This is a genomic window from Mycolicibacter terrae (assembly GCF_010727125.1).
GTDB classification, from domain to species: Bacteria; Actinomycetota; Actinomycetes; order Mycobacteriales; family Mycobacteriaceae; genus Mycobacterium; species Mycobacterium terrae.
Genome location: NZ_AP022564.1, coordinates 3,806,725 through 3,821,241, shown reverse-complemented (window position 1 = coordinate 3,821,241; position 14,517 = coordinate 3,806,725). Strand labels below are relative to the sequence as shown.

Annotated in this window: 11 protein-coding genes; 5 read left to right on the top strand and 6 right to left on the bottom strand. The window is 71.9% G+C overall.

The features are described 5' to 3' along the window. Nucleotides 1–2 precede the first annotated feature (2 nt). Nucleotides 3–2,201 (bottom strand): AAA family ATPase, encoded by a 2,199-nt coding sequence (locus tag G6N23_RS18075; protein WP_085260790.1) that lies wholly within the window; start codon nucleotides 2,199–2,201, stop codon nucleotides 3–5. On the opposite strand from G6N23_RS18075, the gene G6N23_RS18070 reads away from it, so the two are divergent. Continuing rightward, the gene (locus tag G6N23_RS18070) at nucleotides 2,200–2,775 is read left to right on the top strand and encodes a chorismate mutase (RefSeq protein ID WP_085260791.1); all 576 of its coding nucleotides are present in this window, start codon (nucleotides 2,200–2,202) and stop codon (nucleotides 2,773–2,775) included. The genes G6N23_RS18075 and G6N23_RS18070 overlap by 2 nt on opposite strands. 1 nt (nucleotide 2,776) lies before the next feature. Here G6N23_RS18070 and pssA read toward each other — a convergent pair whose 3' ends face one another. The 4 genes from pssA to G6N23_RS18050 are packed head-to-tail and all read right to left on the bottom strand — an operon-like array spanning nucleotide 2,777 to nucleotide 6,545. Continuing rightward, nucleotides 2,777–3,670: a CDP-diacylglycerol--serine O-phosphatidyltransferase gene (gene pssA, locus G6N23_RS18065; RefSeq protein ID WP_085260792.1), complete on the bottom strand. Its 894-nt coding sequence runs from the start codon at nucleotides 3,668–3,670 to the stop codon at nucleotides 2,777–2,779. Then, nucleotides 3,667–4,374: a phosphatidylserine decarboxylase gene (locus G6N23_RS18060; RefSeq protein WP_085260793.1), complete on the bottom strand. Its 708-nt coding sequence runs from the start codon at nucleotides 4,372–4,374 to the stop codon at nucleotides 3,667–3,669. Before G6N23_RS18060 ends, pssA begins: the two co-directional genes overlap by 4 nt. A 9-nt stretch (nucleotides 4,375–4,383) precedes the next feature. Then, the gene (moeA, locus tag G6N23_RS18055; RefSeq protein ID WP_085260794.1) at nucleotides 4,384–5,607 is read right to left on the bottom strand and encodes a molybdopterin molybdotransferase MoeA; all 1,224 of its coding nucleotides are present in this window, start codon (nucleotides 5,605–5,607) and stop codon (nucleotides 4,384–4,386) included. A gap of 14 nt (nucleotides 5,608–5,621) precedes the next feature. Next, a complete protein-coding gene (locus G6N23_RS18050; RefSeq protein ID WP_085260795.1) occupies nucleotides 5,622–6,545 on the bottom strand; it encodes an SDR family NAD(P)-dependent oxidoreductase in 924 nt (307 codons plus the stop codon). 77 nt (nucleotides 6,546–6,622) lie between these two features. Here G6N23_RS18050 and G6N23_RS18045 point away from each other — a divergent pair, with 77 nt between their 5' ends. The 3 genes from G6N23_RS18045 to G6N23_RS22450 all read left to right on the top strand — a co-directional run bounded on the left by G6N23_RS18045 (nucleotide 6,623) and on the right by G6N23_RS22450 (nucleotide 11,968). Further along, entirely contained in the window at nucleotides 6,623–7,144 is a 522-nt protein-coding gene (locus tag G6N23_RS18045; protein WP_234808594.1) for a PH domain-containing protein, read from the top strand. After that, on the top strand, nucleotides 7,141–8,625 hold the full coding sequence (locus G6N23_RS18040; protein WP_085260796.1) for a PH domain-containing protein: 1,485 nt from the start codon (nucleotides 7,141–7,143) through the stop codon (nucleotides 8,623–8,625). The genes G6N23_RS18045 and G6N23_RS18040 overlap by 4 nt, the downstream gene beginning before the upstream one ends. Nucleotides 8,626–8,983: 358 nt before the next feature. Continuing rightward, entirely contained in the window at nucleotides 8,984–11,968 is a 2,985-nt protein-coding gene (locus G6N23_RS22450; RefSeq protein ID WP_157997503.1) for a PGRS repeat-containing protein, read from the top strand. A gap of 91 nt (nucleotides 11,969–12,059) precedes the next feature. On the opposite strand, the gene G6N23_RS18030 is transcribed toward G6N23_RS22450, so the two are convergent. After that, nucleotides 12,060–13,751: a DEAD/DEAH box helicase gene (locus G6N23_RS18030; protein WP_085260797.1), complete on the bottom strand. Its 1,692-nt coding sequence runs from the start codon at nucleotides 13,749–13,751 to the stop codon at nucleotides 12,060–12,062. A 55-nt stretch (nucleotides 13,752–13,806) separates the two neighbouring features. Between G6N23_RS18030 and G6N23_RS18025 the strand changes: the two genes are divergently transcribed. Next, nucleotides 13,807–14,508, top strand: a complete 702-nt coding sequence (locus tag G6N23_RS18025) for a M24 family metallopeptidase (protein WP_085260798.1) — start codon at nucleotides 13,807–13,809, stop codon at nucleotides 14,506–14,508. Nucleotides 14,509–14,517 lie beyond the last annotated feature (9 nt).

The following is a 14,517-nucleotide window of genomic DNA, read 5'->3' as shown; positions in this document are numbered from 1 at the left end:
TCTCACCGATTGTCGGCGAAGGACCGCAGCGCGTCGATCTGAGCGGGATCCAGTGAGGGGCGGACGGTTTCGCGCGCCGCGGTGATGTCGGCGTTGGTGACGTCGGCGGCGTCGATAGACCGCCGCATCGCGGTCAGGGCCGCTTCGCGCAGCAATGCCACGCAATCGGCGGCGCTGTAGCCGTCCAGGTCGGTGGCCAGCGCGTCGAGATCCACATCTTCATGCAGCGGCACGGACTTTCCGGCCACCCGCAGGATCTGCCGGCGGGCGTCGGCGTCGGGCGGCTCGACGAACACCAGCTTCTCGAGCCGGCCCGGCCGGGTCAGGGCCGGGTCGATCAGCTCGGGGCGGTTTGTGGCACCGACCACCACCACGTCGCGCAGTGGGTTGACGCCGTCGAGTTCGGTCAGCAGCGCGGCCACCACCCGGTCGGTCACCCCGGAGTCGAAGCTCTGCCCGCGCCGCGGCGCCAGGGCGTCGATCTCGTCGAGGAACACCAGTGAGGGAGCGGAATCGCGGGCGCGCTGGAACAGATCCCGCACCGCCCGCTCGCTGCTGCCCACCCACTTGTCCATCAGCTCGGCGCCCTTGACGGCATGCACACTCACCCGCCCGGAGCCGGCCAGCGCGCGCACCACGAACGTCTTGCCGCAACCCGGCGGGCCGTAGAGCAGCACGCCGTGCGGCGGGTCGACGCCGAGGCGGGTGAAGGTGTCCGGGTGCTGCAACGGCCACAGGATCGCCTCGGTCAGCGCCTGTTTGGTGGCCGCCATATCGCCGACGTCATCGAGGGTGACCGAGCCCACGGAGACCTCGGCGGCCGCCGAGCGGGACAGTGGACGGATCACGCTGAGCGCGCCGGCCAGATCATCCTGGGTCAGCACCGGGTCCCCGCCGCTGTCGCTGGCCCGCGACGCCGCCCGCAGTGCCGCCTCGCGTACCAGTGCCGAAAGGTCCGTGGCGACGAAACCCGGTGTGCGTTCAGCGATCTCGTTCAGGTCCAGAGCCTGGCTGGGCACCGACCTGAGCAGTCCGCCCAGCAACGCGGCGCGGGTCGCGCCGTCGGGAAGGCTCAGGCGCAGTTCCCGATCGCACAGCTCCGGGACCCGCAGCCTGGTGTCGACCCGGTCCGGCACCGCGGAGGTGGCGATGAACGCGACCCCGTCGGCGGCGACCGCGGCGCGCAGCTCGGCCAGGATCAAGGTGCTCACCGGCTCGGCCTGATCCGGCAGCAGCGCATCGATATCGGTGATCAACAGCACCCCGCCGCCGTCGCACACCTCGTTCACCGCCGCGCGCACCGCCGCCAGCCGCTCGTCGGCGACTCGGGCCCCGACCTCGGGCCCGTCGAGCTCCACCATCCGCCGGCGCGCGCACACCGCCCGCACCAGCGTGGACTTGCCGACCCCGGGTGGGCCGGACACCAGCACGCCGAGGTTGGTGCCGGCGTTGAGCGTCTTGAGCAGGTGCGGTTCGTCGAGAGCCAGCTTGAGCCATTCGGTGAGCTTGTCGGCCTGGGCGGTACAGCCCTTGAGGTCGTCGACGCTCAGCGGCGCGGTTGCGGCCGCAACGGCCCGATCAGCCGGCACAGCCGGTAGCGAGCCGTTGCCCCAGGTCACCGACGAGTTGGGTTGCACGCTGACCGGCCCGGCCGGGTCGACGCCGGTGACGGTCAACAGCTCCGAGGTCCAGCTGATCCCCACCGCGGAGGCCAGCGCGGTGGTGGCGGCCGAGGTCGAGGTACCCGGGCCCAGGTCGCGGGGCAGCAGCGAGACCGCATCACCGACGGTGAGCACCTTGCCCAGCAGCGCCTGACGCAAGGTGGCCGCCGACACCGATTGGCAGGCCAGCTTCGACCCGCTCAGGGTGACCGCCCGGGCACCGTAGACGGTGACCGGGGCCACCACCACCTCGGTGCCGTCCCTCAGCCCGGCGTTGGACAGCGTCACGTCATCGAGCAGCACCACACCGGCCGGCGAGTCGTTTGCGGCCAGCCCGGCCACCGCCGACGTCGTGCGAGAACCGGTCAGCGAGACCGCATCCCATTCCCGAATGCCCAGGGCGGCAATCGCTTCGGCGTGCAGCCGGACCACGCCACGGCGTGCGTCGACGGCCGAGGTGTTCAGCCGGGCGATCAACGTCAGGTGGCGGGAGGAGGTCCGGGAGGCATCGCCGTCCCGATGCTCTTCAATAGAACCCATGCGGTCATTATCGGCATACGGCGGCACCCTGATGTCGGCGATCTGCGCTGTCACACTGCTGTCGGGCCCCTTCCCGTCGCGAGCCGACACGCCAAACCCGCTGGCCGAGTTGGTCGATGCGGCCGCCCAGCGGCTCCAAGTCGCCGACGACGTCGCCGCCAGCAAGTGGCTCACCACCGCCCCCATCGAGGACCCGGCCCGGGTGCAGCAACAACTGACCGCCCTGGTGGCGGCCGCGCAGGCCGACCACCTCGACGCCGACTATGTGCGGCGGGTCTTCACCGACCAGATCGGCGCCACCGAGGCGGCCGAGCACTACCGGTTCGCCCAGTGGAAGCTGGACCCGGCCGCCGCACCGGCCGCCGCCCCCGGCCTCGCCGTCTCACGGGCCCGCATCGACGGCTTCAACCACGTCATGCTCACCCAGATCGGCCTGCGCTGGGAGCAACTGCATGCACCCGACTGCGACGCCCGACTCGATGAGGCGACCCGCGACGTCAGCGTCGCGCGGCAACTCGATCCGTTCTACCGGCAGGCGCTGACGGCGGCGACGCGGGAGTACTGCTCGGGATAGCTCAGCGGCCCGGCTTGCGCAGCCGTAGCCGTGCCATCGACTGGCCGCTGGGCCGGCGGATGCCCCGCCGCGCTCCGGGCCGGCGGCTGGGCTGCGACCGGCGGATCGCCCGCCGCGCGGCGCGGCGCTCCCGGGGGGCGTCCTCCCAGGCCTCCGGGTGGGCGGCCACCCAGCGCTGGCTGCGGACCGAGAACGGAATGGTGCACAGGTACGCCACGATCAGCACCAGCACCAGCACGTAGGGGAACAGGAACGCCGCGGCGGCCACCAGGGCCAGCACCGCCAGCAGCACCGCGGCCAGATGCGGGGGTACCGACACGGCGTGCATCTTGCGCATCGGGATCCGGCTGACCAGCAGCATCGACGTGCCCACCACCCAGGCGCAGGTGAACCACTGCGAAGTCCACCACCCCTCGCCGAACTGCAGCTTCGCGGCCAGCAGCCCCATCAGGGTGATCGCTCCGGCCGGGGCGGGCATCCCGACGAAGAACTCGCGGGTGTAGGACGGCAGGGTGGCGTCGTCGAGCAGGGTGTTGAACCGCGCCAGCCGCAGCACCACACACACCGCGTAGAGCAGCACCACGATCCAGCCCGCCGGCTGCGTCGACAGCAGCGACACGTAGATCACCACCGCGGGCGCCACCCCGAAGTCGACCGCGTCGGCCAGCGAGTCGATCTCGGCGCCCATCCGCGATTCGGCGTCCAGGATGCGGGCCACCCGGCCGTCGAGACCGTCGAGGATGGCGGCCGCCGCGATCAGCGCCATCGCCACATGCGGTTGACCGTCGAGTGCGTACTTGATCGAGGTCAGGCCGGCACAGATCGCCAGTACCGTCATCGAGCTGGGCAGGATGTGCAGGCCCACCGGGCCCCGGGTGCGAGAGGACGTCGTCATGGCAGCCGGGCCAGCACCGTCTCGCCGGCGACCATGCGCTGGCCGACGCCGACCAGCGGCTGCGTCCCGGCCGGCATATAGGTGTCCAGCCGCGACCCGAACCGGATCAGCCCGTAGGTGTCGCCGATCGCCAGATGATCGCCGGGCCTGGCGTCGCAGACGATGCGCCGCGCCACCAGCCCGGCGATCTGCACGGCGATCACCTCGGCGCCGTCGGCGGTGCGGATCCGCACACTGTTGCGCTCGTTGTCCTCGCTGGCCTCGGTGCGGTCGGCGGAACCGAACCGGCCGGCCCGGTGCAGCACGTCGAGTACCTCACCGCCGACCGGGGCCCGCTGCACGTGCGCGTCGAACACCGACATGAAGATGCTGACCCGCGGCAGCGGAGTGTCGGGCAGTTCGAGTTCCGGGGGCGGGGTTGCGGTGTCGACCAGGCAGACCATGCCGTCGGCGGGGGCCACCACCACATCGGGGCGGGTCGGCGGCACCCGGCGGGGATGGCGGAAGAAGCCGGCACTGGCGCCCGCGGCCAGCAGTCCGGCGCCGCGCAGCCAGCGCTGCTTGCGGCCCAGCGCGGCCAGCCCCAGGCCGCCGGCGACGAACGGCACGCCGGCATGGTGCATCGGCGGCACCGTCGAGCGCACCAACTCGATCAGGTGTCGCAGACCACCGGGATCATCTGCTGCGCGGGGGCGTCTGGCCATCCGGCCATCTTAGAAGCTGCCAGTCAGGTCCCAGACCTCCACGGTGGTGCCCATCGGCAGTTCGGTCACCTCATCGGCGATGTCGAGCAGGCAGTTGGCCGACGCCAGGTAGCGCAAATGGTGCGAGGCCGGTGGGCCGTAATTGGTGACGGTCCCGGTGTCGTGGTCGAGCAGGCCGCGCCGGAACTGCCGCCGGCCGGCCGGGGAGGTCAGCGTCTCGCTGAGAACGGCGGCGCGGCGCGGCCGGTCCGGTGTCGGTGAGTCCATCGCGCGGCGCAGCGCGGGCCGGACGAACACCTCGAAGGAAACCTGCGCACTGACCGGGTTGCCGGGCAGCGTGATGATGGCGGCGTCGCCCACCCGGCCGATGCCCTGCGGCATGCCCGGCTGCATCGCCACCTTGACGAAATCCACGCCCTGATCGCCGTTGCGGCCGAAGACGTCCTTGACCACCTCGTAGGCGCCCGCGCTGACCCCACCGCTGGTGATGATCAGATCCACCGCGCCGTCGCGCACGCCGTAGCGGTCCAGCACCGCGGTGAACTCGGCGGTGTCGTCGGCGACGGTCGCCACCGCCACCACCTCGGCCCCTGCCTCGCGCACCGCGGCGCCCAGCATCACCCCGTTGGACTCGTAGATCTGTCCGGGCGCCAACGGGGTGCCCGGCTTGACCAGCTCGGTGCCGGTGGAGATCACCAGCACCCGTTGCCGGGGCCGCACCGTCAGCTCGGCCAGGCCCAGCGCGGCGGCCAGGCCTGCCGCCGGCGGGCTGACGAGCTGCCCGGCCCACAGCACGGTGGCGCCCTGCGCGACGTCCCCGCCGGCGCGGCGGATGTGACGTCCCCGGGCGGTGGAGGCACTGATCGCCACGCTGTCGGTTCCCCCGTCGGTGGCCTCGACGGGAACCACCCCGTCGGCCCCGAACGGGATGGGCGCGCCGGTCATGATGCGGTGCGCGCTACCGGGTTCCAGCGAGGGGATGTCGGTGCGACCGGCCGGGATGTCCTCGGTCACCGGCAGCGTCACCGGGTTCTCTGGTGATGCGGCGGCTACGTCGTCGGCGAGCACGGCATAGCCGTCCATTCCGGAGTTGTCGAAGACCGGCAGGGAGATCGGCGCGATCACGTCCGCGGCCAGTACCAGCCCCTCGGCGTCGGACAGCGAGACCGTGAGCGGCGGGCGGGCCCGGATCAAGCCGGCGACGGCGCGCTGATGCTCCTCGACAGATCGCATTCCGACATCTTGACCTAGACGGGGAAGGTGATTCCTGTCAGCTCCTGCGAGACCGCCCACAGGCGCTGCTGGAGTTCGACGTCGTGCGCCTGCTTACTGGCCTCGACCAGCTTGGGATGACCGCGTTGCTCACCGAGGCCGCCCGGCCCGTAGTACTGCCCGCCGTGCACCTCGGGGTCGGTGGCGGCGCGCAGCGTCGGCAGCGCGCCCATCGCCGCGCTCTGGACGACCAGCGGCAACAGCAACCGGTCGGCCGGACGCAGGAACGGCGGCAGATAGCGGGTCAATTCGGTGTTGGCGGTGCCGGGGTGCGCGGCGACGGCGATCGTCGATTTGCGTTTGGCGGCCAGCCGCCGTTGCAGCTCAAACGTGAACATCAGGTTGGCCAGCTTGGACTGCCCGTAGGCGGCGATCCGGTTGTAGCCGTGCTCCCACTGCAGGTCGTCGAAGTGGATCGCCGCCATGATCCGGTGGGCCATGCTGCTGACGGTCACCACGCGAGAACCCTTCACCGGCATCATCCGGGGCAGCAGCAGGCCGGTGAGTGCGAAATGCCCCAGATGGTTGGTGCCGAACTGCAGCTCGAAACCGTCGACGGTGGTCTGTTTGGGGGTGTACATGACACCGGCGTTGTTGATCAGCAGGTCGATACGGGGGTGCGCGGCGCCCAGCGCTTCGGCGGCTTCGCGGACCGATGCCAGCGAGCTCAGGTCGAGCTCCTGCACCTCGACGGCGGCCTGCGGCGCGGCCTTGGTGATCCGTTCGGCTGCCGCGCGGCCCTTGTCGAGGTCGCGCACCGCCAGCACCACCACAGCGCCGTGCCCGGCGAGCGACAGGGCGGTGTGATAGCCGATTCCGGTGTTGGAGCCGGTGATCACCGCGACGCGCCCGGTTTGATCGGGTGCATCCCCGGCGGTCCATTTGTCCCGGCTGCCCATGTGGAAAACGATACCGACGTCCGCGGGTTCTGCACTCGGAGATGACAGCGCCGCGAGGCTAGGTCATTCTCTGTTGCATGGCGCCCAACGCAAATCGTCCCAGCAACGCCGCGGTGATCACGATGGTCGACCCCACCAACTCACCCAGCTCGCGAGCGCCGCTGGTGTGGGCCCTGGGCGGCGCGGTGCCCTGGCTGGTGTTCGCCATACTGCAACTGGGGTGGGCGGTCGCCGATCCGCGGCTGGAGTGGCTGCACGTCGGTGCCGTGGCGGTCACCGCGCTGGGACTGCTGGTCTCGGTGGTGATCGCGCCGGTGTGGCGTTTTCGTGTGCACCGGTGGGATATCAGCGACCACGCGGTCTACACCCGCACCGGCTGGCTGGTGCAGGAGCGCCGGATCGCGCCGATCTCACGGGTCCAGACCGTCGACACCTACCGCGGGCCGCTGGATCGACTGCTCGGACTGGCCAACGTCCGGGTGACCACCGCGTCGTCGGCGGGGGCGGTGCACATCGTGGCGCTGGACGCCCCGGTCGCCGACCAGGTGGTGGCGCACCTGACAAACATCGCCTCGCTGGGCGCCGGGGACGCCACATGACCGCCGGCGACGAAGCGGACTGGCAGCGGCTGAGCCCGCGGATGCTGCTGGTGCACCCGCTGCACGAGGCACTGCGCGAGCTGCCGCTGCTGATCGCGGTCGTCGTATTCGGTTCGGCCACCGACAATTCGGTGTGGGTGGTCGCGGTGGTGTGGGTGATCGCCGTGGTCGGGGTGACGCGCTGGTTCACCACCACCTATCGCATCGACCCGGACCCCGAGGCCGGCCGGGTGCAGCTGCGCTCAGGCCTGCTGCGCCGAAGGGCTCTCTCGGTGCCGCTCAACAGGATCCGCTCGGTGGAGACCGACACCCGGTTGCTGCACCGGCTGCTGGGGTTGACGGTGCTGCGGGTCAGCACCGGCCAGCAGGCCGCCGGCGACACCGTGTTCGAGCTGGATGCGGTTGAGAGCAGTCAGGTGCCGCGGCTGCGCGCGATCCTGCTGGCGCACACCGGGCAGGCCTCCGCGGCCGGGCCGGAGCTGGCCCGGGCAATGGTGCTGGCCCGGTGGCGGCCGTCCTGGCTGCGCTACAGCGCCCTGAGTATGTCCGGGCTGGTGACGATCGGCGCCGCGCTGGGTGCGCTGTATCAGAGCGGAGCCTGGGATGCCCTGGCGGATTCGCCACTCAGCCGGGCCTGGCGGGACGCCGCCGAGCGGTTCGGGCCGCAGCAGACCGCGGCGGTGGCGGCCGGACTGGTGCTGGTGGCGGCGATAATGCTGGCGGTGCTGCGCTCGGCACTGACCTACGGGAACCTGGTGCTGTCCCGCAGGCCCGGGGCGGCCGGAGACGTGCTGGAGCTGAGCCACGGCTTGCTGCGGGTACGGCAGCACAGCTACGACATGCGTCGGCTGCGCGGCGGAACGCTGCGTCGGCCGCTGCTGGTGCGGCTGTTCGGCGGCGCGCGACTGGACGCGGCGATGACCGGCGTCACCGGTGCGGGGGAATCCTCCACCCTGCTGCCGCCCTGCCCGCGTGTCACCGCCGAGCAGGTGCTGACCGGACTGGTCGCCGACCCCGATGCGGTCACCGGGCCGCTGCGCCGGCACGGCCCGGTGGCGACCCGCCGGCGCTGGACCCGGGCGATGATGCTGCCGGCGGCGCTGGGAGCGGGGCTGGCCGTTGCGGCGGTGACCGACGGGGTTGCGGCGTGGTACTGGCCGGCCTGGGCGGCGCTGATGCTGGGCGCGGCGCTGCTGGCCGCCGACCGGGCGCGTGCCCTGGGGCATCGCGTCGACCAGCATTGGCTCTCGGCCCGTACCGGCAGTTGGGAACAGCGCCGCTACTGCATCGCCACCGCGGGCATCATCGGCTGGACGGTGCACCAGAGCTGGTTTCAGCGCCGCGCCGGTGTCGCCACCCTGATCGCGGCGACGGCCGCCGGCGTGAAGGCCTACCGGGTGCTCGACGTGCCCCAGGAGTGGGCGTGGTCGGTGGCCGCGCAGGCCTCGCCGTGGGTGGCCGAGAGCGTGTGGGCGCGATAGCTCGGCGGTTTCCGTTCCGCTGGACCCCGTAGGGGCCGGAGAACGAAGATGGATGCGGGTGGAAACTCAGAGTTTTCTCTGAAACTATTTTCCATGTAAATTTCCCGCCGGACCTTTTGATAAGAGTTCGTGTTCGTGGGCGTCGGAAAAGCGAGCGAGCCGCCGGTTCGGGCCGCGAAGCCTCAACGAAGTCGTTGCGCGGGGAAATCAGTGCGATAACCACGCCAAGGGTATCGACGAGATAAGGCGAAGATCGGACGTACTTGAGCCTTATTTCACAAATTGACGGTTGTGCAACCTAAGGTCGTTTATGCTGCGGGCTGAGAGACGGCTGAGTTCGTTCGAAAGGGGAGTAGCCATGGGTATTCGTCGGCGTGAACAGGGGAACAGTCGGGCGAGGACACGTCGGCGAGACCGCGCGGTAGGTGCCGCCGCCTCGGTCGGGGCGTTCCTGGCGTTCGGGATGGCGCCGTTGGCGTCGGCGCCGGCGGCCAATGCCGACTTCGATGACTTGCTGGCAGATCTGTTCGACCCGACTGCGTGGGGCAACCTGTCCAACGATTTCGACGGACTGTTCACCGGCTCGGACTGGGATCTGTCCGGTTCGGCCGACGCGTCAGGGGCGGAGCTGGCCCAGATGTGGGACACCTACGTCTACATGCCGCTGCACGACATGATGCAGGACTGGATCAACTCTGACTTCGGTTCGAGCGTCAACGGGATGATCAACCAGCTGTTCGCTCCGTTCACCGAGGGCTTCTGCGGGATGATCTGTAACGGCGTCGATGGCACGCAGGCCGATCCCGATGGTGGTAACGGCGGTCTGTGGTTCGGCGACGGTGGTGATGGCTGGTCGTCGACGGTGGACGAGCTGGCCGGTGGTAACGGCGGGCATGCCGGCGGGATCGGCAATGGCGGCGACGGCGGCGCCGGTGGCCTGGGGGCCGACGGCGGCAACGGTGGTCACGGCGGCGAGATGTGGGGCAACGGCGGCGACGGTGGCGCCGGCGGGGCCGCGACTGAGATTTTGGCGGCTGGTAACGGCGGCAATGGCGGGTCTTCGGGTCAGGCCCAGGACTTCTTCGGCATGGGTGCGATCGGCAACGGCGGCGACGGCGGTATCGGCGGCGCGGGCTGGAACGGGACGACCGGGTCGTTCGCCAACAACGGCGACGGCACCGGTGCCAACGGCAGCAACGGCGGCAACGGCGGCAACGGTGGCGCCGGTTCGTCGATCCTGGGCATCGGCGGCAACGGTGGCACCGGTGGTGCGGCCGGCAACGGCGGAAATGGCGCGACCGGTAGCGCGGCGAACGTCAACGGCGGCGCGGGCGGCAACGGCGCGGCGCCAGGCAACGGCGGCAAGGGCGGCCTGGGAGCGAGCTTGTTCGGCGGCAGCGGCAGCGACGGCGCCCTCGGCGGCGGCGGCAACGGCGGTGACGGCGGCGACGGCTATGACGCGGCCACCGATGGCAGTGCGCTGGCCGGCACGGCCGGCGGCAACGGCGGCGCCGGTGGCAACGGCGGCGCCTACGGCAACGGTGGCAGCGGCGGGGCCGGCGGCAACGGTGCGAACGGCGCCGCGGGTGCCGCGGGCACTGCCACCGACCTCGACGGCGGCAACGGTACCGAGGGCGGCCTCGGCGGTAGTGGCGGTAGTGGTGGCTCGGGCGGAGCCAACGCCGGTGATGGCGGTGTCGGTGGTGCCGGTGGCGCGGGCGGTAACGGCGGTAAGGGCGGCGACGGCGTTCAGGGCACCGACGGCGCCGACGCCGAAGCCGGCAGTGGCGCCGACGGCGGTAACGGCACCGACGGTGGCAGCGGCGGTAACGGCGGTGCCGGTGCGAACGGCGGTGCCGGCGGTGCCGGTGGTGCGGCACTGGCCGACGGGTACAGCAACGGTGCCGTGGGTGCGGGCGGCGTCGGCGGCAACGGCGGAGCCGCGGGCAACGCCGGTGACGGCGGGGATGGCGGCGCCGGCGCGGCGGGCGGAACCGGAACCACGGCCGGCAGCGGCGGCAACGGCGGCAACGCCGGCGACGCGGGAACGGCCGGCGGCGCCGGCACCGGCGGGCTCAGCGGTGACGGCACCACCGCAGCCGCCGACGGCACGGCCGGTGCTGCGGCCACCGGGGTCGGCAACGGCGGCAACGGCGGCAACGGCGCCAACGGTCAGGTGATCGACACCGGTACCGGCGCCATCGCCCAGGACGGCGGCAGCGGCGGTGCCGGCGGTGCGGCCGGGCTGGTCGGCAACGGTGGCCGGGGTGGCGCCGGCGGTAACGGCGTGGACGGCACCGGTGGCAACCCACCGGCCCAGAACATTCCGCCGGCTGCCGGAAACGGCGCCGACGCACCGGTGAACGAGGGGACGCCGGGCGGTGTCGGCACCACCGGCGGTAACGGCAGCGCGGGAACCTCACCCGGCCAGGCCGGTGGTGCCGGCGGTACCGGCGAGACGTACTTCAGCCCAGAAAGCGACGCCACCGGCGGCAACGGCGGGTCCGGCGGCACGGGTGGGCTCGGCGCGGCCGGCGGGGCCGGCGGCTTGGGCGGCACTGTGTTCGGTGCCGAGGATCCGGAGGTCGATGGCACCGGTGGTGTCGGCGGCACCGGCGGCGACGGCGGGGCCGGCGGCGTGGGTGGCGACGGCGGCAACGGCGGGAATGGCGACGTCAACGGCGGCATCGGTACCGGCGGTGCGGGTGGTGCCGGCGGGAATGGCGGCACCGGGGCCGCCGGCGGCAACGGCGGCACCGGCGGTTACGGCGACACTTCCGGCGCGGGCAACGCCGCCGGTGGTGCCGGGGGCGACGGCGGTAACGGCGGCGATGGCGCCAGCGGCACCAGCGGCAGCAGCGGCGGGGCCGGTGGCGCCGGCGGGGCCGGCGGCACGGTGAGTGGTGTCGGTGGTGACGGCGGCGTGGGCGGCAGCGGCGGTAACGGCGCGGACGGCGACGTCGGTGGCTCCGGCGGTAACGGTGGTGACGGCGGCTTGGCCAGTAACGGCGTGGTGTCCACCGGAGGCGACGCCGGTGACGGCGGTGATGGCGGTGATGGCGGTGACGGCGGCAACGGCGGTAACGGCGGCAACGGCGGGGCCGCGGGCAGCGGAGCCGACGGCGCCGGCACCGCGGGTGCCGGCGGGGCCGCAGGTACGGCTGGTGTCGGCGCGGACGGTGGGGCGGCCGGCGCAGGCGGCGCCGGTGGGACCGCGGCCAGCCCAGGCGGCACCACCGTCATCGACGGCGCCGCCGGAGACGACGGCAGCGCCGGTGCTCAGGGCAACGACGGCACCGCCGGCACCGCCGGTCAGCCCGGCGCCCCCGCCGGTCAGCCCTGATCCCGGGTTGACGTTCGCCGAGCGTGTACTCACTGCGAAATTTCGCGCGGATTTTCGCAGTGAGTGCACGCTCGGCGAAGCGGCATAAGCGCTACAGCTGCCGGATGGCCTCGATCCGCGCCCGCAGCTGATCCGACGTGGCCGCCGCCACCGGCGGGCCACCGCAGATCCGGCGCAACTCGTTGTGGATCCAGCCGTGCGGTTTGCCGAGCCGATGATGCGCCGCCGACACCAGCGCGTTGAGCTCGTGGCGCAGCGCCCGCAGCTGCCCGTGCGTGGTCACCGGAACCGGCGCCCCGGCGACCTTCGAGCGCCGGTCGAGCTGCTCTTCTTGGCGGCGCCGCAACAGGTCTCGCATCTGGTCGGCGTCCAGCAGCCCGGGGATGCCCAGGTAGTCGGCCTCTTCCTCGCTGCCGGCCGGGCCGGAAGTCACAGCGGTGCCATAGGACTGGCCGTCGAAGATCACCTGATCCAGCTCGGCGTCGGCCCCCAGCGACTCGAAGGTGTTCTCCAGCTCGGAGGGTTCGTCACGCCGGCGCTCGGCCTCGGCGAACTCGTCGCGTTCGGACTCCCGGTGCGGCTTGCCCAGCACATGATTGCGCTGCGCCTCGAGCTCACTGGCCAGCTGCAGCAGCGACGGCACCGACGGCAGAAAGATGCTGGCGGTCTCTCCGGGTCGACGTGACCGGACGAACCGGCCGATCGCCTGCGCGAAGAACAGCGGGGTGGACGCGCTGGTCGCGTAGACGCCGACCGCCAGCCGCGGCACGTCGACCCCTTCGGAGACCATCCGCACCGCCACCAGCCAGCGACTGGTGGCCGCGGAGAACTGCGCGATCTTGTCCGAGGCGCCCGCGTCGTCGGAGAGCACCACGGTGGGGGCCTCGCCGGTGAGCGTGGTCAGCAGCTTGGCGTAGGCCCGGGCCGTCTTCTGATCCGAGGCGATCACCATGCCGCCGGCGTCGGCCATGCCGCCGTCCCGCAGCTGGCGCAGCCGGGTGTCCGCGGCGGTGATGACCGCCGGCATCCATTCCCCGGTCGGATCCAGCGCGGTGCGCCAGGCGCGGGCGGTGTGCTCGGCGGTCAACGGCTCGCCGAGCCGGGCCGAGTACTCCTCGCCGGCACTGTCGCGCCAGCGGGCCTCACCCGAGTAGGCCATGAACACCACCGGGCGCACCACACCGTCGGCCAGCGCGTCGGTGTAGCCGTAGCTCTCGTCGGCCACCGAGCGCAGCGCACCGCTGCCGTCGGGCTCGTAGTTGACGAACGGGATGGGACTGTCGTCGCTGCGGAACGGGGTGCCGGTCAGCGCCAGCCGGCGGGTGGCATCGGAGAACGCCTCCCGGATGCCGTCACCCCAGCTCTTGGCGTCGCCGCCGTGGTGGATCTCGTCGAAGATCACCAGGGTTTTCGCGGCCTCGGTGCGCACCCGGTGCCGGGTCGGGTGGCTGGCGACCTGCGCGTAGGTGACGACGACGCCGTGGTACTCCGAACTGGTCCGGGCATCGGAGTTGGAAAACCGCGGATCCAGCGCGACGCCGTGTTCGGCGGCCGCCGTCGCCCACTGCACCTTCAGGTGTTCGGTGGGCACCACGATCGTGATGCGCTCGACGGTCCGGTCGGCCAGCAGCTCGGCCACGATGCGCAGCGCGAACGTCGTCTTGCCGGCGCCGGGGGTGGCCACCATCAGGAAATCACGCGGTTTGGCGGTCAGATACCGCACCAGCGCCCGCCGTTGCCAGCCCCGCAAAGCCCGGGTGCTGGGCGCTGCGTCAGCCCGCACCCGGTCTCCTATCTGATCGAGAGGCAGTCTAGGGCAAGCGGATAGCATCGCTTGCGTGTCCACCCCGGAGGAGCCGGAATCCGTCCGCGTCGAGCGGCTGCTCGACGCGCAGACCAAAGCCGCGGCGCTGTTCGACGAGATCGAGCGCCGCGGCATGATCCGCCCCGGTGTCGGCGAGCAGCAACTCTCCGAGGAGATCGCCGGCCTGGCCGCCGAGCGATTCGGGGTGACGCGGCACTGGCACCGCCGGGTGGTGCGCGCCGGAGAGAACACCCTGCTGGCGTTTCACGCCCATCCGCCGGATCGCGTCATCGTCGACGACGACATCGTCTACCTCGATCTGGGGCCGATCTTCTCGGAGTGGGAGGCCGATTTCGGCCGCACCTTCGTGCTCGGCGCTGACCCGGACAAGCTGGCGCTGCGCGACGCCCTGCCCGGGGTGTGGCAGGCCGGGCGGGAGTTCTTCGACGCCCACGCCGAGATCACCGGCGCGCAGCTCTACGACCACGTGGTCGGATTGGCGCGGGACCGGGGCTACGAGTTCGGCGCCCCGATCGCCGGGCATCTGCTGGGGGAGTTCCCGCACAAGAAGATCTCCGGGGACGAGGCGCAGTTCTACGTCACGCCCGGGTCCGATCACCCGATGCGACGGACCGACCGCACCGGCCGGGTCTGTCACTGGATCCTCGAGGTGCACCTGGTGAACCGGGCCCGCGGGTTCGGCGGTTTCTACGAGGAACTGCTCGACGTGGGGTGAACCGGGTTC